The sequence below is a fragment of the Cupriavidus sp. R6-3 genome (assembly GCF_059772245.1).
The window spans coordinates 1-20,771 of sequence record NZ_JCBAJO010000002.1 but is presented as its reverse complement, the minus strand read 5'-3'; the positions used below and the strand labels follow the sequence as shown (position 1 = coordinate 20,771).

The following is a 20,771-nucleotide window of genomic DNA, read 5'->3' as shown; positions in this document are numbered from 1 at the left end:
TGATCAGCCGCGCACAGCCAAGGCACGTCCAGATAAGGCTCGCACAGACACGGGCCGCACAAGCGGGCGCCGGAACGATCGCTGAGCCGATTCAATGCGCCCGCCTGGCGAGCACCTCGTCGCGCGGCCCGGCATCGACGACCTTGCCACTCTCCATCACCACGATCGAATCGAACCGCGCAAGCAGGCTGGGCCGATGGACCGACGCGACGATGCAGGCGGATGGAAAGGCGGCATCCATGCGATCGAATACCCTGGCCTCGGCCTGCGGGTCGAGCGCGCTGGTCGGCTCGTCGAGCAGCAGCAGCGAGCTTCCCTGCGCCGCGAGCGCGCCGCGGGCCAGTGCCAGCCGCTGCCGTTGACCGCCCGACAGGTTCCCGCCGCGCTCGTTGATGGCGCTGGCGAGGCCGTCGGGAAGGCGGTGCAATACCTCGTCAAATCCGCCCGTATGCACGGCGCCGGTCAGCGCCGGCGGGTCCACCGGCAAGCCGAAGGTCAGGTTCTCCTCCACGCTGGCCTCGAAGACCTCGGCCTCCTGCGGAATCAGCGTGGCCAGCGTACGCAGCTCGGTCCAGCCCACCGCCGCGCCATCGCGCCGCAGTTCGCCGTGCTGCGGGTGATAGAGCCCGGCGAGCGTCCGCAGCAGCGTGCTCTTGCCACCGCCGCTCGGGCCGATCAACGCCACGCGCGCGCCACGGCGCAGCACCAGGTCGATGCCATGCAGGCCGCCGCGCGCCCCATCGGCGTAGTGCACCGTGGCGCCGCGCAGCTCCAGCGTCTGCCACGGGGCATCGGGCACCACGGCCGGCACGGCGGCGTCCGGATCGCCGGGCGCCTCCCAGATCGGCTCGGCACTGCCGTAGTCGGTATGCATCCGCGCGAAGCTCTGGAAGTTCGCCGCCATCGAGCCCACCACGGACGCGGCCTGCTGTGCGTACTGGTAGATCATGAAGACGGTACCCAGCGGCACCGCCTGCCCCGGCGAGCGCTCCTGCAGCACGTACATCACCACCAGGATCCAGGTCAGCCCCATGCCGAGCAGGTCCACCGCGAACCATTTGCCCTCGTTGACCATCACCGCGCGGCGCAGCGGCGCCATCACCGCCGCCATCCGGCGGCCGAGCAGCATGCGCGACGCGGCCTGCAGGCGCAGCCCGATCACGGTGCCGGCGTTGCCGACAAAGTCGAGCAGCGCGGAGGCATAACGGCGCTCGGCGTCGTTTTCCGCGCGGGCCAGCTGCATCAGCGTGCGGTCGAAGCGCAGGATGATCAGGGCGATCACCACGTAGCCGGTGACCGCGATCAGGCCGCTGGTGCGCGAAAGCATCGTCAGCGCGACCAGCGGGCCGACGAAATTGAAGGCGTTCTGCAGGTAGACGAACTGGTTCTGCGCGAAGTCCGACAGCGCGCGGCTGGACTGCACCACGCGGTGCTGCAGCTCGCCCGAATGCCGGCCATCGCGCCAGGCCAGCGGTGCCGCGGCGATGCGCGCATAGAGCTGGTCGCCCAGCCGCTCGCGCACGCGCACACCCACGTTGCGCTCGAGCACGCGGCCCGGACCGTGCAGCAGCCACGACAGCAGGTAGATGCCGACCAGATAGACGATCCAGCGGCCCGCCTCGGCGATGTTGTCACGCTGCAGCGCGTTGATCGCCTGCGCGGCGAGCCACGGCATGGTCAGCCGCAGCAGCTGCGCGGCAGCCAGCAGGCCCGAAGCCCCGACCAGCTGAACCCGCACGCCGCGGGCGTGATGCCATAGCGCCCGATAGAGATCGCGCGCCGCGCCGGCAAGGCCGATCGCTGGTTTACGGGGGGTGGAATTCGACTCCGTCATCAAGCCCTCATCGTTTTTTGTTCGGTGCCCTCAGGCGTGAACCGTCCTGGATCGACGGCCCGGACGAAGGATACCGCCCCTGTATCGCCAGGCCAGGCATGACCCTTGACTCTCGCGCAAGAATCATTTGCCCGTGACCGGGTGTTTCCACACGCATGCGTTCCCCACAATGGCTGCATCGCACATCGGCATGGCCCGCCGCCACGCCGGTCCGCCACCGAAACCGAGAGGAACCCATGCTGTTTACGCCCTATCGCCTTGGCAACCTGACCACCGAGAACCGCATCGTGATGCCGCCGATGACCCGCTCGCGCGCGGGCGACGGCGGCGTGGCGACCGACCTGATGGCCGAGTACTACCGGCAGCGCGCTTCGGCCGGCCTGATCATTTCCGAAGGCACGCAGATCAGCCAGCAGGGCCAGGGCTACGCATGGACGCCGGGGATCTACACGCGGGAGCAGGTTGCCGGCTGGCGCAAGGTCACCGACGCGGTGCACGGCGCCGGCGGCATCATGTTTGCCCAGCTCTGGCACGTCGGCCGTGTATCCCACACCTCGCTGCAGCCGGGCAATGCGGCCCCGGTGTCGTCGTCCGCGCTGGTGGCCGAAGGGGTCAAGGTCTTTATCGATGTGGAAGGCAAGGGTCCGGCCGGCGGCGCCGGCGAGATGGTCCAGCACTCGGCGCCGCGCGCGCTGACGATTCCGGAGATCCACGGCATCGTCGCCGACTACGCGCAGGCCGCACGCAACGCGCTCGACGCGGGCTTTGGCGGCGTCGAGCTGCATGGGGCCAACGGCTACCTGATCAACCAGTTCATCGATTCGCAGGCCAACGCGCGCACCGACGAATATGGCGGCTCGCTGCACAATCGCCTGCGCTTTCTGAAGGAGGTGGCGCAGGCCGTGACCGACGTGGTCGGCAAGGATCGCATCGGCGTGCGCCTGGCCCCGCTGACCACGCTGCAGGGCGCGGTCGACGACACGCCCGAAGCCACCTATCTCGCCGCCGCGCACGCGCTCGGCAAGATCGGCGTCGCCTATATCCACATCGCCGAGGCCGACTGGGAAGACGCGCCGGTGATGCCGCCCGCCTTCAAGGAGGCGCTGCGCGAGGTCTATCCCGGCACGCTGATCTATTCGGGCAACTACAACAAGGCGCGCGCCGAGGAAGCGCTGGCGAAGGGCTGGGCCGACCTGATCGGGTTTGGCCGCAGCTTTATCGGCAATCCTGACCTGCCCTACCGGCTGCGTCACGACCTGCCGCTGAATCCGGGCAATCGTGCCAACTATTTCGGCGGCGGCGCCGCGGGCTATACCGACTACCCCGAGTACGCGGCAACCGCGGCTAGTGCTGCCGCCTGACGCGGCCCGTCATCGGCTCAGCATCAGAGGCAGGCCCGCGCGCCTGCCTGGAGAATCTGTCATGTCATCGGCATTGGAAACATTGACTTCGGGCGGCTTCAGCATCGGCGTGGAGCTGCCGCTCGACAACGACTGGTCGCCCGCGGGCCAGGCCGCGCGCCAGCGCGACGGGCGCCTGCCGGGCGAGCCCGATCTGTCGGCGCATCGCGCGCTGGCGCAACTGGCGGACCGCGCGGGCTTTCGCGCGCTGTGGGTACGCGACGTGCCTTTGTACGATCCGCACTTCGGCGACGCTGCACAGGTCTTCGAGGCCTTTTCCTACCTCGGCTATCTGGCCGGCATCACCGAGCGCATCCTGCTCGGCACGGCGGCCATCGTGCTGCCGCTGCGCGATCCCTATCTGACGCTGAAGTCCGCCACGACCATCGACCAGCTCAGCAACGGCCGGCTGCTGCTCGGCGTGGCCAGCGGCGACCGGCCGGTGGAATACCCGATCTTCGGCCGTGACTTCGACAACCGCGGACAGAATTTCCGCGAGCAGGTGGCGCTGCTGCGCAACGGCGGCGCCGACCTGCCGAGCGGGATCGCGCTGTTGCCGCGCCCCACGGGTCCGCTGCCCCTGCTGGTGGCCGGGCTGGCGCAGCAGACGCCGAGCTGGGTCGGGCAGCATATGGACGGCTGGCTGGCCTATCCCGGAACCCCGCAGGACCATGTCCGCCGCAGCGCGCTATGGCGCGAGGTCGCCGGCGACAAGCCCTACATCAGCTTCATCCATCTGGACCTGCTGGCGGACCCGGATGCGCCCATGCAACGGCACCGCTTCGGCGGCGCGGTCGGGCGCCACGGCCTGATCGAGGAACTGCACGCCATGCGCGAGGCCGGCGTGCGCCATGTCGGCCTGCATTTCCGCCGCAGCCAACGGCCGGTCAGCGACGCGATGGAGGAAATCGCGGCCTACGTGCTGCCGCATTTCCATGCGGAGGCCGATCGGCAGGGGCCCGGCGCCATGGCGGCATGACGGCATGACGGCATGGCGCCATGACCAGCATCGGGCTATGGATGCACCGGCCCCAATCGAACCAGTTCCGGCGCGGGCAGCGGATTGCTGACCCGCGTATTGGTGACCGATCGGAACAGATTGAACAGCTGCCCGCGCAGACGAATGTCCTGGGACGATGCACCGACCAGGACGTCGAACGCACCGGGGTCCGTCACCCACGCATTGCGGGCGGCATCGTAGTACGCCAGCGAGCGCTGGTCGAGATAGACGGTCACGCGCTGCGTCTCTCCCGGCTGCAGGAAGACCTTGGCAAAGCCCTTCAGCTCCTTGACCGGACGCGGTACGGCAGAGCCGGATTGCGCGACGTAGACCTGCGCCGCCTCCGCGCCGGCGACCTCGCCGGAATTGGTGATATCGAACGACACCGCGACGCGCCCGCTGCCGGCGGCAATGCCGGGCGACACGCTCAACGCGCCGTAGTTGAAGCGGGTATAGGACAGCCCGAAGCCGAACGGGAACAACGGCCTTCTACCGCTGCGCTCGAAGCCCCGATAGCCGACGAAGATGTCCTCGGTGTAGGTCATCGCGCTGAAGTTCAGGTCGTTCGATGCCTGCGGATAATTCGCGTAGGTTGGGTTGTCCGTGATCGACCGCTCGATCGTGATCGGCAGCTTGCCGGAGGGATTGACATCGCCGAACAGGATCTCGGCCAGGGCCTGGCCGCCGTTCTGTCCCGGATACCAGGCGTGCAGCGCCGCGCCGACCCCATCGATCCAGCCTTGCATGTCGAAGCCGGTGCCACCGTGCAGCACCGCGATCGTGCGGGGATTGGCGCGTGACAGATTGGCGATCAGCTCGTCCTGGAACTCCGGCAATGTGAACGGATGATCGAAGCCCTCGCCCTCGTATTCGGCGCTGTGGCCGGCCGCGACCACGACGGCATCGAAGCCGGACAGGTTCGGCGGCGCCTGCAGCGACGCCCAGCTGAGCTGCGCGCCCAGGAAACCACCGAACACGGCGATATATCCGGGCCTTGCCGAGTAGTCGAATTGCACGTTGTAGGTCTGGCCCGCCTGCAGCATCACCCGCGCATTGACGGGAATGGTCGGCGGGATGACATTGCCGGGCAGCGGATTGCCGTCGCCGTTGTCCATCACCAATTGCCCATTGATGTAGAGGCGGACGGCCCCGTTCGCACGCGCCTTGAATACGTGCGCACCGCTGACGGTGGGCCGGATGGTGGCGGTCCAGCGCACCGACGCCGGCTGCGCCGTGCCGCCACCGCCATAGACCGGACCGCGGTAATCGCCGCTCTGCGGCGCCCCGCCGGACGTGTCCAGATTGATCATCGGTTCGACGCGGGTAAGAACCGGCGCGCCGCTCCAAGTCGGGTTGGCGTAGTACTGTGCCTGCACGCCGGATGCGCCGCTGGGCGTGGTCCATGCCGAGCGCGCGGGATCGAGCGTGACGGCATCGAGCAGCACGATATTGGCGCCCGTGCCGGCGATCTGCCGCAGGCCGTCGATTTCGCTGATATACCGCGCCGCCGCAATATGGGCACTGCCGAAACCGGTCGGCGGCGCGCCGGTGGCGAGCTTGCCCACCACCGCGATATTGCGTGCCGTCTCGCGGCGCAGCGGCAGCAGCTGCCCCTCATTCTTCAGCAACACGATGCCTTCGCGCGCCACGTCCAGCGCCGCCCGTTCGGCAAACGGCGGATGCGATTCGCCGGTTGCCGCCGGCACGCCGCCAATGAAGCCATAGGCGACCAGACGGCCGAGAATGCGGCGCACCTTGTCGTCCAGCGTCGCCTGGCTCAGCTGTTCGTTCGCCAGCAGCGCGCCAAGCGCGCCCGGCGAGAAGATGTTGGCGGACGGCCGCTCGATATCGACGCCGGCCACTGCCGCGGGCAGCGTGTGCTTGAGCGCGGCATAGTCCGATTCCACGAAGCCCTTGAAGCCCCACTCGTTCTTCAGCGTCTGTTGAATCGCCGCATGGCTTTCGCAAACCGGATTTGCACCATTGAGGCCCTGGAATCCACACATCACGACGGCAACGTTGGCGTTCTTTACCGCCGACTCGAACGGCACCATGTAAATCTCGCGCAGTGCCCGCTCGCTGACCGTTTCCATCAGGTTGAAGCGATTGACCTCCTGCTCGTTCGCGATGTAATGCTTGGCGTCGGCCCAGACGTTCTGCGACTGGATGCCGTTGATCTGCGCGGCACCGAGCACGGCGCCAAGGAAGGGATCCTCACCCGCCAGATACTCGAAGGCGCGCCCCGAGAACGGCGTGCGATACATGTTCAGCCCGGGGCCGGCGATTTGCTGGAAGCCGCTCAGACGCGTTTCGAGGCCGAGGCCCACGCCCATCTGCTTGGCGCGATCGGCATTGAAGGTCGATGCCAATGCCGGGCCCGCGGGATAGGCAACGCCCACAGGATTGCTGAGCCGCACGCCCAATCCTGCATCGCTTGCCTTGATTTGCGGCAGCCCGAGACGCGGCAACGGTTTGATGTCCCACGCGCCCGTGCCGCTGACGTATTCGAGCTTCTCGGCCAGCGTCATCTGCGCAAGGATCGATTGCACGATCGCATTGATCTGCGCGTCGGTGGAAGGCGCTTGCGCAGGCACCGAATGCGCAGCGAGGACGCCCGCGCCGATCAGCGCGGTCATGAGGAAACGAGCACGCATGATGCCTCCCTTGCGCAGCGATGCCGCGGCATTGAAGGGCGCCGAGAAACGGCGCTTAGGGAGACGGTAGTGCGCGCTGCGCGAAAGAGAAGATGCGTAACGTTCCGTTACAGAATTGAACTTTTACCGCGCGGGCTTTGTTGCAAGACTGGATTGGCGCGCGTCGATGCCGTCCTTCTTCGCGTCGATCTATCAGGCAACGAAGCGTGCAGTCCGCAAACACGTACGCCAATTCGTACGCCAACACGTACGCAGGCACGTACGCAGGGACGTACGCAAGTTTGATTCGCCTTATCGAGCCGCAAGCCGACACCGCGGCGCACGCAGTGCGAACATGATGCGAGCAGCGTGCGAACGCTGCTCGGAAGCATCCTCGATGCCATATCGCAGGAGGTAGAGATGGCTCTGCATCGCAGGCGCAGAATCCGCACGGTATGTCGTGCCCTGGTGCGGAAAGGCAGTATCGCGGCGCTCGCCTTCGGTCTGTCGTTCGGTCTTGCCGCATGCGGCGGCAGCGATTCCGGCGATTCGTCGGTGGGCCTGAACCAGGCCCCGGCCGCGACCGGCAGCAGCGACGGCGGGACCGCAGGCATTGGCGCCAACCCCGCCGTCGATCCCTCGCAACTGGTATCGCCCGTCAGCCAGGCTCCGGTGGGCCAGCAGACGGTGCGGCCGACGGAAACGCCGCCGGGACAGGATCGCAATCCGCCAAGGCATTGAGGCATTGAGGCATTGAGGCATTGAGGCATTGAGGCATTGAGGCATTGAGGCATCGATGCATCGAGGGCATTGAGGCACCGCCTTCAGTCTTCGGCTCCCGCCATCGCAGCGCCGATGCGTTTCACTCGATGCGTGCCAGCGGTGCGCCCGCGGCCAGGAACGTACCGGCCGGAGCCTGCCAAGTCAGCCGGCCCGTGCGATGCGCGTGGACCTGCATCTCCATTTTCATCGCCTCCATCACGGCGATCAGATCGCCTTCCTTGACCTCGTCGCCGATCGCGACTTTCCACGCCTGCACAGTGCCGGCGATGGGCGACGGCAGTTCGGCTGCGTCGGTGGCGTCGGTGGCGTCGGCCGCATTGGCGGCATTGATGAGGCCCGCCTGCGCGGCATCCATAGCGCCGTCGCCGGCCGGCGCATTGGCCAATCCGCGAAGCAGCTGAGCCGGCAAGCCCAGCACCATGCGGCGCCCGTCGATCTCGATGGCCGTGCGCAGCAGGCTGCCGTCGGGCTGGGGCTCGGCACGCGCGGCCGCGGCCAGCGGCTCGGCGAAGTCCGATTCGATCCAGCGCGTATGGACCTTGAAACCATCCGTGCCGACGAAATCCGCGTGATCGATCACGGCACGATGGAACGGCAGCACCGACGCCACGCCCTCGATCCGGAATTCGCGCAGCGCACGACGCGCGCGCGCCAAGGCCTGTTCTCGCGTCGCGCCGGTGACGATCAGCTTGGCCATCAGCGAGTCGAAGGTACCGGGCACGACCGAACCGGACTGCACGCCGGAATCGACCCGCACGCCCGGGCCTGAGGGCGCATCGAAGCGCTGCACCGGTCCGGGCGTGGGCAGGAAACCGCGGCCAACGTCCTCGGCATTGATGCGAAACTCGATCGCATGTCCCAGCGGCGCCGGGGTGTCGGTGATCGACAGCGGCAGGCCATCGGCCACGCGCAATTGCTCGACGACCAGATCGACGCCGGTGGTCTGCTCGGTCACGGGGTGCTCGACCTGCAGCCGCGTGTTGACCTCGAGGAACGAGATCGCGCCGCTGGCGCTGAGCAGGAATTCGACCGTGCCGGCGCTGGTGTATTCGGCCGCCGCGCAGATGTCGCGGGCCGCGGCGTGGATGCGCGCGCGCTGCTCCTCGCTGAGGAACGGCGCGGGGGCCTCTTCGACCAGTTTCTGGTTCCGGCGTTGCAGCGAGCAGTCGCGCGTGCCGACCACGACCACGTTGCCGTGCCGGTCTGCCAGGACCTGCGCCTCGATATGGCGCGGCCTGTCGAGGAACTGCTCGACGAAACATTCGCCGCGGCCAAACGCGGTGACCGCCTCGCGCACCGCCGAGGCATAGAGCTCCTCGACCTCGTCCATGCGCCAAGCGATCTTCATGCCGCGGCCACCGCCGCCGAATGCGGCCTTGATGATGATCGGCAGGCCGTGCCGTTCGGCGAAGGCCAGCACCTCGCTGGCGTCGACGACCGGCTCGGGCGTGCCGGCCACGAGCGGAGCCCCGACCCGCAGCGCGATCTTGCGCGCTTCGACCTTGTCGCCGAGCCGCGCGATCGTCGCCGGCGACGGGCCGATCCACGTCAGCCCCGCGTCGATCACCGCCTGCGCAAAGGCCTCGCTTTCCGACAGGAAGCCGTAGCCCGGATGCACGGCATCGGCGCCGCTGCGGCGAGCGATGTCGAGCAGCTTGGGGATGTTCAGATAGGTGTCGGCTGGACGGTCGCCGTCCAGGCCGTAGGCCTCGTCGGCCAGGCGCGCATGCATCGCGTCGATATCGGCGTTGGCATAGACGGCCACGGAGCCGACGCCATAGTCCGCGCAGGCGCGAACGATGCGAACGGCGATCTCGCCACGGTTGGCGATCAGGACTTTCTTCATCGCGAATCTCGGTACGGGTCTCGGTGCGGGTCTCGGTAAAAGAGCGCCCGCTCAGCCGGCGGACGGTTGCAGTTCTTCGAAGGGGCCGATCGGATTGAATCGCAGCCACGCCCCGACCGGAATCTGGCCGGCGCGATCCAGATGGTGAGGCGCCACGGCGCCGATCACCGGATAGCCGCCGGTCAGCGGATGGTCGGCGAGGAACAGGATCGGCTGGCCGCTGGGCGGCACCTGCAGCGCCCCCAGCGCGGTGCCTTCGCTGGGCAGCTCGCCGGTGATGGCGCGTTCCAGCGGCGCCTCGCCCGCCAGCCGCAGGCCCACGCGGTTGGACTGCGGCGTGACCTGCCAGCGCTGCGCGGCCAGCCGCGCGACCGACTCGGGAGTGAACCAGTCGGTGCGCGGGCCCAGCACCACGTCGAGCACGACGTCTTGCTCGATCGTGGGCAGACCGGTGGCGGGCTGCTCGGGCATGCCCACCACTGCGCCGGCCGGCGCAGGCAAGACGCCAAGCACGTCGCCCACCGACAACGGCGCGGGTCCGATGCCGGCCAGCGTATCCGTCGCGCAGCTGCCCAGCACCGGCGCCACGGCAAAGCCGCCGCGTGCCGCCACATAGCAGCGGGCGCCGGCGACCGGCTGGCCGATGCTCAGCGTGTCGCCATCGGCCAGGGCCACCGCCTGATGCGTCGGCACGCGCCATTGGCGGCCATCGGCGGTGCGCACGGTCAGCGGTGCGTCGGCGCCGGTAACGGCCAGCACGGTATCGCCGTCGCTCTGCAGTTGCAGGCCGCCGCCGACGGTTTCGAGCGCGGCGCTGTCGCCTCGATTGCCGACGAGGCGGTTCGCCATCCGCAGCGCCGCCCGGTCGAGCGCGCCCGAGGCCGACACGCCCTGCCCGGCCTGGCCGTGCCGGCCGAGGTCCTGGAATACGGTCTGCAATCCGGTGCCCTTGACCTTCAGTGCCGCGGCGCAGGCCGCACTGCCCGGCTCCTTGCGCAGCGCAGCCGCAGTCCCGGCGTCGGGCACAGGCGCGTCCACGCGCGCCGTCGCCATGTACGCCGCCATGTACGCCGCTGTGTCCGCCGCTCTGTCCGCCGCTCTGTCCGCCGCATCTTCCAGCGTCGCCATATCGACGAAGCGCACGCGAAATCCGGGCTGCAGCAGCGCCGGGGGCTCGCGGCCGAGATCCCACATCGCCACCGGCGTCGTGCCGATGATCTGCCAGCCGCCGGGGCTTGCCTTCGGATACACGCCGCTGAAGGTGCCGGCCAGACCCACCGCGCCGGCGGGAATGCGCGTGCGCGGCGTACGGCGGCGCGGCACGTCCAGCGACGGATGGCCGCCGCTGAGGTAGGCAAAGCCGGGCGCGAAGCCGGTGAAGGCCACCGTGTATTCGCTGCCGGTGTGGCGGCGCACGACTTCGTCGGGCGTGATGCCGAGCAGCTCGGCGACCTCGGCCAGGTCCTCGCCGTCATAGCGAACCGGAATCTCGATCAGCGTATGGCTGCGTTCGACCCGCTGCGACAGGTCGCGCGCGGCGATGGCGCGGACAAGCGCGCCTGCGCTGGTCGCCCACGGGCGGTAGTGCACGAGAATCGTGCGCGCGGCGGGCACCAGCTCCGCCACGCCGTGAAGCGGGTCGCGCTGCAGCGAGGCCAGCAGGGCCAGCGTCTGGTCCAGGTCGGCCAGCTCGACCAGCAGCGCATTCGAGGAAACGGGCAGGAAACGCAAAACAAGCTCCAGATCGGGCCTTCTGACTCAGGCGAACGCAGACACCTTGACGCCGTCGCGCTCGAGCGCGCCGCGCACGGCGCGCGCCATCTCCAGCGCGCCGGCGCTGTCGCCATGCACGCAGATCGATTGCGCTTCGACGCGCGCCACGCTGCCATCGATGGCGACCACCGTGCCTTCCCGCACGAGCCGCAACATCCGTTGGGCAACCTCGTCGGCGTCGTGCAGCACCGCGCCCGGTTCGCGGCGCGATACCAGCGTGCCCTGCGGCGTGTAGGCGCGATCGGCGAAGGCCTCGGCAATGACACGCAGGCCCGCATCCCGCGCCCAGCCCACCAGCGGCGAGCCGGCCAGCGCAACCAGCGCCAGTTCGGGATTGAACTTGCAGATCGCGGTGATCACGTCGCGCGCCTGGCGCTCGTCGCTGGCGATGGTGTTGTACAGCGCGCCATGCGGCTTGACGTAGCGCACCGCGGTGCCGACCGTCGCCGCCATCCCCGCCAGCGCGCTGATCTGGTAGAGGACGTCGGCGATCAGGTCCTCGCTGGCGAGATCCATGTTGCGGCGGCCGAAGCCCTGCAGGTCCGGATACGAAACGTGGGCCCCCACCGCGACGCCGCGCGCCTTCGCGGCCTTCAGCGTCCGCAGGATGCCGGCGGGATCGCCCGCGTGGAAGCCGCAGGCCACGTTGGCGCTGCTGACGATGTCCAGCATGGCGGCATCGTTGCCCATGCGCCAGGCGCCAAAGCTCTCGCCCAGATCGCTGTTCAGATCGATTTGCATGGCGCCGGACCTCAATGCGCGGGCTCGGCTTCGCCCAGCAGTTCGCGTCCGCGCGTTTCCGGCAGCAGCAGGCAGGCGACGACGACCAGCCCATAGGCGCCGGCGGCGAGATAGCCGATGGCGACGCCCAGCGACATCGTCGCGCCCATATGCCCGATCATCGCCGGGAATACCGAACCGACCGCGCGCCCGAAGTTGTAGCAGAAGCCTTGTCCCGAGCCGCGGATATGGCTCGGATACAGCTCGGTCAGGTAAGCGCCCATGCCGGAGAAGATGCCCGACAGGAAGAAGCCCAGCGGGAAACCGAGCACCAGCATCGCGGCGTCGGTGATGGGCAGCTGCGTGTAGCAGATCACCAGGATCGCCGCGCTGACCGCGAACAGCATGAAGCAGCGCCGGCGACCCAGGTGGTCGGACAGCCAGGCGCTGGTCAGGTAACCGGCGAACGAGCCGGCGATCAGCACCATCAGGTAGCCGCTGGTGTTCAGCACCGACAGGTTGCGCTCCATCTTCAGGTAGGTCGGCAGCCAGGTCGTCACCGAGTAGTAGGCGCCTTGCATGCCGGTTGCCAGCAGGCTCGCCAGCACGGTCACGCGCAGCACCCCCGGCTTGAAGATCAGCATGAAGTTGTTGCTCTGCCCGGTGACGGCGAGCTTGGCCTGGGTCTCGCGATACACCTTGGGCTCGCTGATGTTGCGGCGGATATAGAGGATGAAGACCGCCGGCAGCACGCCGATCCAGAACAGCACGCGCCACGCGTATTGCTGCTCGAACACCGCGTAGACCGCCCAGAAGGCAATGGCCGACAGGCCCCAGCCCACCGCCCAGCTGCTCTGCACCAGTCCGACGGCCTTGCCGCGATGGCGGGCGCGGATCATTTCGGCGATCAGCACGGAGCCGACCGACCATTCGCCGCCAAACCCGAGCCCCTGCAGCATGCGCGTCACGAACAGCTGCTCGGGCGACTGCGTGAAGCCGCTGAGGAACGTGAAGAAGCTGAACCACAGCACGGTCAGCTGCAGTACGCGCACGCGGCCGTACTTGTCGGCCAGGATGCCGGCCAGCCAGCCGCCGATCGCGGAGCTGATCAGCGCGCCCGTCGCGATATAGCCGGCCTCGGCCTTGGTCATGCCCCATACCAGGATGAAGGTGGGGATCATGAAGGTGTAGATCATGTAGTCGAAGGCATCGATCCCATAGCCGACGAAGGCGGCAAAGAGCGTCTTGCGCTCTTCCTGCGTTGTTTCTTTAAGCCACATGGTTGCGCTCACTCGGGATAACGGCAAAACGTGGGGATGCTCGTCGCGCGGTTTGATGACGCCGCGGCGACGACGTCGAGGCAGTGAGCGGGACCGCCAACCAGCCGCCCCTCCACCGCAGCGCTGTTTGGCAAGGCACGTGCCATGTTGATGTATATGCACGTATTGACTCAACCACCGTGGATGGATTGTTCAACAATCATTCGTTCGGATCGATTCTGGTATACACCTAGGCCTGCATGGCCGAGCCAAGTCGCACCAATCTGGCGCAGGTTGTTGAACAAAGCTGGGGTAACATCCCGCGATACGGGACACGGCTGATACCGGGCCGACCGATGCCTGGCCGAAGTCCCGTTCCCCTTGCAGCCGACATGACAACCAGTTCCGACGTAAGAAACCTGGCCGAACGGGTCACCGAGCAGATCCGCCAGCGCATCCTGCATGGCGACTTCGCGCCCGGGCAGCGCCTGTCCGAAGCCGCGCTCAGCGAAAGCCTGCAGATCTCGCGCAATACGCTGCGCGAGACCTTCCGCGTGCTGACCAAGGAAGGTCTGCTCAAGCATGAGCCCAACCGCGGCGTGGCGGTGGCCATTCCGAGCATTGCGGCGATCATCGACATCTACCGGGTCCGCCGCCTGATCGAATGCCAGGCGATCGCGCAGGCCTACCCCAGCCATCCGGCGAGAAAGCACATGCGGCAGGCGGTGGAAGCGGGATTGCGTTGCCGCGACAGCGGCGATTGGCAGGGCGCGGGCACCGCCAACATGGAGTTCCACATGGCGATCGTGGAACTGGCCGACAGCGAGCGGCTGAACGTGATGTTCTCCCACCTGCTGGCGGAGCTGCGGCTGGCGTTCGGCATGCTGCAGGACCCCGAATTCCTGCACGGGCCCTATGTCGAGATGAACCAGCACATCCTCCAGCTGTTCGAGTCGGGCAAGCTGGCCGAGTGTGCCGCGGCGCTGAACGACTATCTGGTGCAGTCCGAGCGCATCGTGCTGTCGGCCTGCGCCCGGCACCCGGTCTTCAAGGGGCGCTGAGCGCGGGCCCGGGAAGGTGCCACCGCGGCGGCAACCTCAGAAATCGATCGTCGTCGAGACCAGGAAGGTGCGCGGAGTGGCAAGCGTCAGACCATTGGCCGAGGCGGAGGCCCAATAGGACTTGTCGAACAGGTTTTCCACCGCGGCGCGCACGGTCACGCGCTTGCCGGCTGCCTTCAGCGTATAGCGGGCGCCGATGTCGATCCGCGTCCAGGCCGGTATCCGCTGCCGGTTCGCGGCGTCGAGATACTGCGACGTCGAGCGCAGTACGCGCGCCGACAGCGTCAGCCCCGCCAGGAAGGGCGTGTCCCACTCCACGCCCGCGTTCAGGTTGTAGCGCGGCGTGCCCGGGGCGACGTTGCCGTTGTTGGCCGGTTCCGCCGTTTCCCTGAGCCGGCCGTTCAGATACATCGCGCCGGCCAGCACCCGCACGCCCTGCACCGGTTCGCCGAACACATTCCACTCCAGGCCGGTATTGCGTTGCTTCCCGGCGACCGAAAAGACATTGGTGGCCGGGTCCGTCAAGCCGGTGGGCTGCTCGATGCGGAACGCACTGAGCGTGGTCGCGATGCTGCCGAAATCCACCTTGACGCCCGCCTCCAGTTGCCTGGACTTGATCGGCGCAAACATCTGTTCGGCGTTGGCCGCGGTACTGGGCGCCGTGGGCCCCTGGCTCAGGCCCTCGATGTAGTTGCCGTAGAACGAGACCTGCTTCCAGGGCCGGACCACCAGCGCCACCGCCGGCGTGACGGCACGTTCGTCATAGTGGCTGGTGACCTGCCCGGTGGCGCCGAACGAATCGGACTGGACGCGCTGCAGGCGCGCGCCCAGCGTCAGCTGGACCCGCTCGTCCAGCGCGGAAATCGTGTCGGCCAGCGCCAGGCTGGAAAGCTCGGTCTCTTCCGCCTTGGGTACATCCGAACTCAGGCCCGCGAAGGACGGCCGCGGCGCCACGACCGGGTTGTACAGGTTCGAGCGGATCGTGCCGAAGTTCTGCCGCAGATTGCCGGCCTCAAGATGAAACACCGAGGCGCTCACGTTCAGCTGGTGGCGCAGCGGTCCGGTGGCGAAGCGCGCGTGGGCACCGATCTCGCTGGTGTACGCGTCTTCCTCGCGCAGGAAACGGAACGGCGCGCTGGCAAAGTTGCCGGCGGCGTCGCGCGCGGCGACCGCCATGCGCAGGAACTCGTAGCGCCCGCGGCGGGCACCGAAGGCGCCATACACCTCGAGGTCGTCGCTCACGTCGTACTCGCCGCGCAGCGCCACGTAGCTGTCGCGCGTGTCGGCGAAGGTCCAGGGCTGGGCATAGTTGCGGTGAATGCGCGAGGCATCGGGCAGCGGCACGCCCGCCGCCGCGGTCACCCGCTCCTGCGGCGCGTCGCCATTCTGCTGCTGATAGCCGAAATCGGCCGACAGGCGCAGCCGCGTGCCACGGTAGTCCAGCCCGAGCGTTGCCAGGCTGCGCTCCAGCAACTGCGGATCGACCGAGGTGTCGCCGTTCTTGTACGCGGCGTTGAAGCGCACGCCGAACTCCTGCCGCTCGCCAAAGCGGCGCGCCACGTCGGCATGTCCGCCGAAGGTCGAGTCCGATGCGTAGCCCAGCGTGAACTGATTCACCGCCTCTGCCGGCGCGCGCTTGGACACCACGTTGATGGCCCCGCCCACCGCGCCGCTGGGGGCCATGCCGTTGAGCAAGGCGCTCGGTCCCTTCAGGATCTCGATGCGCTCGGCCGCTTCCACCGCCACCGCATAGGTGGGCAGCACGCCATAGAGGCCGTTGAGCGCGATGTCGCTGTTCAGCACCGGGAAGCCGCGGATCGAGAACTGGTCGAAGCGCCCGGCGCGCGGGTTCACGTTGCGCACCGAGGCATCGTTGTTGACGACATCGGCGATGCTGCTGGCCTGCTGCGCCTGGATCAGCTCCTGCGTGTACGCCGTCAGGCTGAACGGCGTGTCCATGATGTCGCGATTACCCAGCAGGCCCAGGCCGCCGCCGGTCGCGACCTGGCCGCCCGGGTAAGCGGGCGCAAGGCGCTCCGCCGTGGCGGAGGCGGTGACCGTGACGGGCTGGAGCTCGACCTCCGCCGCCGGCGCTGCCTGGCGCCGGCGCAGCGTGTACGCCCCGCTGCCGGTCGCGGCCAGCTCGAGGCCCGTTCCCTGCAGCAGCCGCGCGAAACCCGCCTGGACGTCATAGGTGCCGTTCAGGCCTTCGCTGCGCAGCCCCGCCACCAGCCCCGACGGGAACGACAGCGGGACGCCGGCCTCGATGGAGAAGCGCGCCAGCGTATCGCCAAGCGGTCCGGGCGGAATCGCGTAGCTGCGCGCGGAAGACGCGCCGCCCGGGGCAGCGGCCTGGGCCAGCGCGGCGTCCGGCACGGCCAGCGTGGCGCACAGGCTCAATGCGGTGCCGGACAGGGCACGGGACAGCGCCCGCGTCAGCACGCTTTGCTTGGGAGAAAACCGGGAATTGCAGGGGATTGCCACGAACATGTTCCTTTCCGACACCAGTGACCAGTCGACGATCGGACCGGTGCCCGCTGGGGCGGGACCAGCCTACAACAGGTACACCGGGCGAGAGGAAAAAAGGGGCCACGTGCAGCGAGCGCAAGGGGGGGCCGGGAACGCATGAAGCGGGCTGGCGGCGCATGGGCCGTGCCCGCGGCGCATGAGCCGTGCCTGCGGCGCATGAGCCGGGCTGGCGGCGCATGAAGGCGGGCCGGCTGGCTCGCCCCGGGCCTATGTACTATCGCGAGGCGCCGGCGTCGCCGGGCTCGAGCATGACCCAGTAGCGGGTCCGCCGGCGCACCCGGATGCCCAGCGTCTCGGCCAGCAGGTCCAGGCTGCGGTCCGTGTCCCGCAAGGGGAAGGCCCCGGTCACGCGCAGGTCGGCGATGGCCGGATCGCAGCGCACGATGCCGGGGCGATAGCGCGCCAGTTCCTCGGCCAGCGCCTCCAGCCGCAGATTGCGCGCGGCCAGCATGCCGTGCGCCCACGCCGCACCCAGGCCGTCGAGCGCGGCGCCGGATGCCGTCTCCCCGGCGCCGAAGCGCAGCCATTGCCCGCTGTCCACCCGCAGCGGCGCGCCGTCGCGGCGCAGCCGAACCTCCACCGCTCCGTGATAGACCTCCAGCTGGCTGGCGTCGGACTGCCGGCGAACGACGAAGCGCGTCCCGAGCGCGCGCAGCACGCCGTCCGGCGTCTCGACGACGAAGGGCCGGGGCACGGCGGCCGGGTCCGGCTCGGTGTCGATCAGGATGCGGCCCGCCCGCAGCTTGATCAGGCGCGTGCTGTCGGAATAGGACACGTCGATCGCGCTGTCCGTGTCCAGCGTGACCCGCGTGCCATCGGCCAGCCGTACCTCGCGGGTTTCGCCGACTGCCGTACGGATGCCGGCGGTCATCGCCTCCCACGGGGCGAAGCGCCAGGCCAGGCAGGCGGCCGGGGCGCCCACCAGCATCAGGGCGAGCTTGCGGGTGGCCCGGCGCCGCTGTTCGCGCGCGAGTCCCGCCAACGCCGTGCGCCGCAACGCGGCCGGCACGCTGTCGAACGTGCCGAGCACCTGCTGCGCCTGGTGCCAGGCCCGGGCATGCGCGGGACTGCGCGCGCACCAGGCGTGCAGTTCGGCCAGTTGCGCGGCGTCGTGCGGATCCGACTGAATGCGTACCATCCAGTCGGCCGCCTCGGCCAGGATGCTGGCGGGCACCGTCCCCGCCCCACGGTCGCGGCTCATATCGCCGACAGGCAGGCGAGAAAGGCGTCGCGCATCTGCCGCTTCACGGTTCGCAGCGAGATGCCTTGCCGCGCCGCGATCTCCGCGTAGGTCAGGCCGTCCAGCTGCGACAACAGGAAGATCTCGCGCGCTCGCATGGGCATGGCGCACAGCATCGCGTCGATCCGGTGCAGGGCCTCGAGCACCAGTGCCCGCGTCTCGGGCGAAGGCGCCAGCGCTTCAGGCAGCTGGGCGAGGCTGTCCAGGTAGGCCTTCTCCACCGCGCGTCGACGGTAGAGATCGACCACCAGCCCCTTGGCCACGTGGGTCAGAAAGGCACGCGGCTCGGACAGACGGTCGAGTGCGCGTGGGCCGGCATAGACCCGGAGGAAGGTGTCGTGCGCCACATCGGCCGCCTCGCAGTCGTTGCCGAGGCGCTTGCGCAGCCAGCCATGGAGCCAGCCGTGATGATCGCAATAGAGTGCGTGCAGTGTCGTGCTTCGGCTCGGAGCGGGCATGGGCGGAACAGGATGGGAACGGCCAGAAAACCGCGCAGATGATAATACATCTCATTTCCCGGCAGACGATTTCTTGCGCCGTGCCCTACATCACCCGTCCGAACCACCACAGCGACAGCAGCGCCGCACCCGCCGCCAGCACCGCGCCAAGCGCGGCGAACAGTGCGGTGATTTCCGCCTGCTCGGTCTTGCCTAGCGTCAGCTTGGCGTTGATCGCGCGATACACCTGCTTGAGCCTGGCGGCGTCCTCCAGCCGGAAGTATTCGGCGCCGGTGGTATTGGCCACTTCCTTCAGCACGGCCTCGTCGAGCTTGACGCGCGCCGACCAGCCGTCCGCCGACAGCACGACGCCCTGGGTCGTGCCCACGCCGACGGTATAGACGCGCACCCCATAGGAGGCCGCCAGTTCGGCCGCCTGCACCGCGGTCGGACCGGCGTTGCTTTCGCCGTCGGAGAACACGACGATCGCGCCGGCGGCATAGGAGCCCGGGGCGGCGGCGCCCTCTTGGTCGGCAGAGTTTTGTCCTCCTCCCTGGCCCGCGCCCGGGCTCGCTCCCTGCCCCAATCCCGCTGCGCCGAACGGGTTGCCGAGCGCGCCTCGTTTCTTCAGCGGCGAGGCATCGCCATCCATCAGGCGTCCGGCGTCCTCGGTCGCTTCCGGCCGCAACGCCGTCAGCGCGATCAGCAGGCCGTTGCCCAGCGCGGTGCCGCCCTGTGGCTGCAGGCGGTCGATGGCCGTGGCCACGTCCTGCTTCGTGCGGCTCGGCGCCTGCGCGACGGCCGATGTTCCCGCCATCGCGACCAGGCCGACGCTGACGCCCGCGGGCTTCGCCTCGAGCAGCCCCTTGGCGGCCTGTTGCGCGGCGCGCAGCCGGTTCGGTTGCACGTCCTTCGCGCGCATGCTGCCGGACAGGTCGATGACCAGCATCACGGTCTCGATGCGCGAGGGCAGCACCAGCAGCGCATGCGGCCGCGAGATCGCGACGATCAATGCGGTCAACGCGAGCAGGATCAGCACCGGGGACACATGCCGGCGCCAGCCCGCGACGCCGCGGTTGGCGAAGCCGACGGTCTTCAGGGCGGGATAGTGAACCGCCGCACGCCGGCGCCGTGCGTCCAGCCACAGGTAGGCGAGAGCCAGCACGGGGACCAGCGCCAGCAGCCACAGCATCCTGGGCCACAGGAAGCTGATGGCGGGCAGCCGGGTGATCGCCTCGCTCACGCCGTCCATGCGGCCCCCTTCTTCGCTTCCTTGCTTGCCCCTGCATTCGCGCCCGCACTTGCGCCCGCATTGCCCCCCGCGCTGGGGCCCGCGTTGCCGGCTTTCAGCGCCGTGCCCTTTGCCGTGCCCTTTGCCGTGCCCTTCGCCGTGCCTTGCCGATGACGACGCTGCCGCGAGAACTCCAGCAGGGCCAGGTCCAGCCGGGCATCGGTCGACAGCGTCAGGCAATCCACGCCGGCCCGGGCAAAGCCCAGCCGCAGTTCTTCCTCGCGCGCCTGCGCGGCCGCCACGAAGCGCTTGCGAAAGGCCGGGTCGTGCGTGTCGACGAACATCTGCTCGCCGGTCTCGGCGTCCTGCAGCACCAGCAAACCCAGATCGGGCAGCGCCTGCTCCAGGGGATCGACCAGCCGCACGGCCACCACCTCATGGCGCCTGGCCAGCATGGCGAGCGAGGCCTGCCAGCCCGGATCGCTGATGAAGTCCGACACCACGAACACCACCGATCGCCGCCTGGCGACCGCCCGTGCATGGTCGAGCAGGCCGCGCAACCGAGTGTGGCCCGGCGAGGCGGCCGGCGTGGCGTGCATGCGGTCGAGCAGGTGCAGCAATTGCCGGCGCCCGGCACGCGCGGGCACCACCGACGCGGTCATGTCGGCCGCCCCGTTGTAGAGCACGGCGCCGACGCGGTTGCCATAGCGCGTCAGCAGCAGCGCCATCACGGTGGTGAAATCGCTCAGCAGGTCGCGCTTGCGGACCTCGCCCGAGCCGAACTCGACGGAGCCGCTCAGGTCGAGCAGGAACCAGGCCGCGATCTCCCGATCCTCCTGGAACATCCGCACATGCGGCGTCTGCAGCCGGGCGGTCACGTTCCAGTCGATGTGCCGGACGTCGTCGCCGGCCTGGTATTCGCGCAGGTCGGCCAGGTCCAGCCCGAAGCCGCGAAACAGCGTGCGGTAGTCGCCCTGCAGCATGCCGTCGAGGCGGCGCACCACGGTCCATTCCATGCGGCGCAG

15 protein-coding genes are annotated in these 20,771 nt (G+C 68.8%); 4 read left to right on the top strand and 11 right to left on the bottom strand.

The window, feature by feature from the left end; genetic code table 11:
• Positions 1-91 precede the first annotated feature (91 nt).
• Positions 92-1,834 (bottom strand): ATP-binding cassette domain-containing protein, encoded by a 1,743-nt coding sequence (locus AC6EI8_RS00685; RefSeq protein WP_498381007.1) that lies wholly within the window; start codon positions 1,832-1,834, stop codon positions 92-94.
• Positions 1,835-2,070: 236 nt separating this feature from the next.
• On the opposite strand from AC6EI8_RS00685, the gene AC6EI8_RS00680 reads away from it, so the two are divergent.
• A complete protein-coding gene (locus AC6EI8_RS00680) occupies positions 2,071-3,195 on the top strand; it encodes an alkene reductase (protein ID WP_498381006.1) in 1,125 nt (374 codons plus the stop codon).
• Between the two features lie 61 nt (positions 3,196-3,256).
• Complete coding sequence (locus tag AC6EI8_RS00675) at positions 3,257-4,213, top strand: TIGR03571 family LLM class oxidoreductase (RefSeq protein WP_226105693.1); 957 nt, start codon at positions 3,257-3,259, stop codon at positions 4,211-4,213.
• A gap of 35 nt (positions 4,214-4,248) precedes the next feature.
• Here the strand turns inward: AC6EI8_RS00675 and AC6EI8_RS00670 are convergent, their stop codons facing one another.
• A complete protein-coding gene (locus AC6EI8_RS00670) occupies positions 4,249-6,888 on the bottom strand; it encodes a beta-glucosidase (RefSeq protein ID WP_226105695.1) in 2,640 nt (879 codons plus the stop codon).
• 399 nt (positions 6,889-7,287) lie between these two features.
• Here AC6EI8_RS00670 and AC6EI8_RS00665 point away from each other — a divergent pair, with 399 nt between their 5' ends.
• Positions 7,288-7,608: a hypothetical protein gene (locus AC6EI8_RS00665; RefSeq protein WP_226105697.1), complete on the top strand. Its 321-nt coding sequence runs from the start codon at positions 7,288-7,290 to the stop codon at positions 7,606-7,608.
• 121 nt (positions 7,609-7,729) lie between these two features.
• On the opposite strand, the gene AC6EI8_RS00660 is transcribed toward AC6EI8_RS00665, so the two are convergent.
• Genes AC6EI8_RS00660 through AC6EI8_RS00645 form a run of 4 tightly spaced genes read right to left on the bottom strand, consistent with a single transcriptional unit; the run spans position 7,730 to position 13,269 of the window.
• Complete coding sequence (locus AC6EI8_RS00660) at positions 7,730-9,496, bottom strand: acetyl/propionyl/methylcrotonyl-CoA carboxylase subunit alpha (protein ID WP_498381005.1); 1,767 nt, start codon at positions 9,494-9,496, stop codon at positions 7,730-7,732.
• 51 nt (positions 9,497-9,547) lie between these two features.
• On the bottom strand, positions 9,548-11,227 hold the full coding sequence (gene pxpB, locus AC6EI8_RS00655; protein WP_498381004.1) for a 5-oxoprolinase subunit PxpB: 1,680 nt from the start codon (positions 11,225-11,227) through the stop codon (positions 9,548-9,550).
• A 27-nt stretch (positions 11,228-11,254) separates the two neighbouring features.
• A complete protein-coding gene (locus AC6EI8_RS00650; protein WP_498381003.1) occupies positions 11,255-12,010 on the bottom strand; it encodes a LamB/YcsF family protein in 756 nt (251 codons plus the stop codon).
• Positions 12,011-12,021: 11 nt separating this feature from the next.
• Positions 12,022-13,269 carry an MFS transporter gene (locus AC6EI8_RS00645; RefSeq protein WP_498381002.1) on the bottom strand — a complete coding sequence of 416 codons (1,248 nt, stop codon included), beginning with the start codon at positions 13,267-13,269 and terminating at the stop codon, positions 12,022-12,024.
• Positions 13,270-13,640: 371 nt separating this feature from the next.
• On the opposite strand from AC6EI8_RS00645, the gene AC6EI8_RS00640 reads away from it, so the two are divergent.
• Positions 13,641-14,309, top strand: a complete 669-nt coding sequence (locus tag AC6EI8_RS00640) for a GntR family transcriptional regulator (RefSeq protein WP_498381001.1) — start codon at positions 13,641-13,643, stop codon at positions 14,307-14,309.
• Between the two features lie 36 nt (positions 14,310-14,345).
• Here the strand turns inward: AC6EI8_RS00640 and AC6EI8_RS00635 are convergent, their stop codons facing one another.
• The 5 genes from AC6EI8_RS00635 to AC6EI8_RS00615 all read right to left on the bottom strand — a co-directional run.
• Positions 14,346-16,799 (bottom strand): TonB-dependent siderophore receptor, encoded by a 2,454-nt coding sequence (locus AC6EI8_RS00635; protein WP_498381000.1) that lies wholly within the window; start codon positions 16,797-16,799, stop codon positions 14,346-14,348.
• A 253-nt stretch (positions 16,800-17,052) separates the two neighbouring features.
• Positions 17,053-18,039, bottom strand: coding sequence for a FecR domain-containing protein (locus AC6EI8_RS00630; RefSeq protein ID WP_498380999.1), 987 nt, complete (start codon positions 18,037-18,039; stop codon positions 17,053-17,055).
• Positions 18,036-18,536, bottom strand: coding sequence for a sigma-70 family RNA polymerase sigma factor (locus tag AC6EI8_RS00625; RefSeq protein ID WP_498380998.1), 501 nt, complete (start codon positions 18,534-18,536; stop codon positions 18,036-18,038). The genes AC6EI8_RS00630 and AC6EI8_RS00625 overlap by 4 nt, the downstream gene beginning before the upstream one ends.
• An 85-nt stretch (positions 18,537-18,621) precedes the next feature.
• Positions 18,622-19,758: a vWA domain-containing protein gene (locus AC6EI8_RS00620; RefSeq protein WP_150083997.1), complete on the bottom strand. Its 1,137-nt coding sequence runs from the start codon at positions 19,756-19,758 to the stop codon at positions 18,622-18,624.
• The coding region (locus tag AC6EI8_RS00615; protein ID WP_498380997.1) for a DUF58 domain-containing protein at positions 19,755-20,771 on the bottom strand (1,017 nt) is incomplete at its 5' end. The genes AC6EI8_RS00615 and AC6EI8_RS00620, both read right to left, overlap by 4 nt.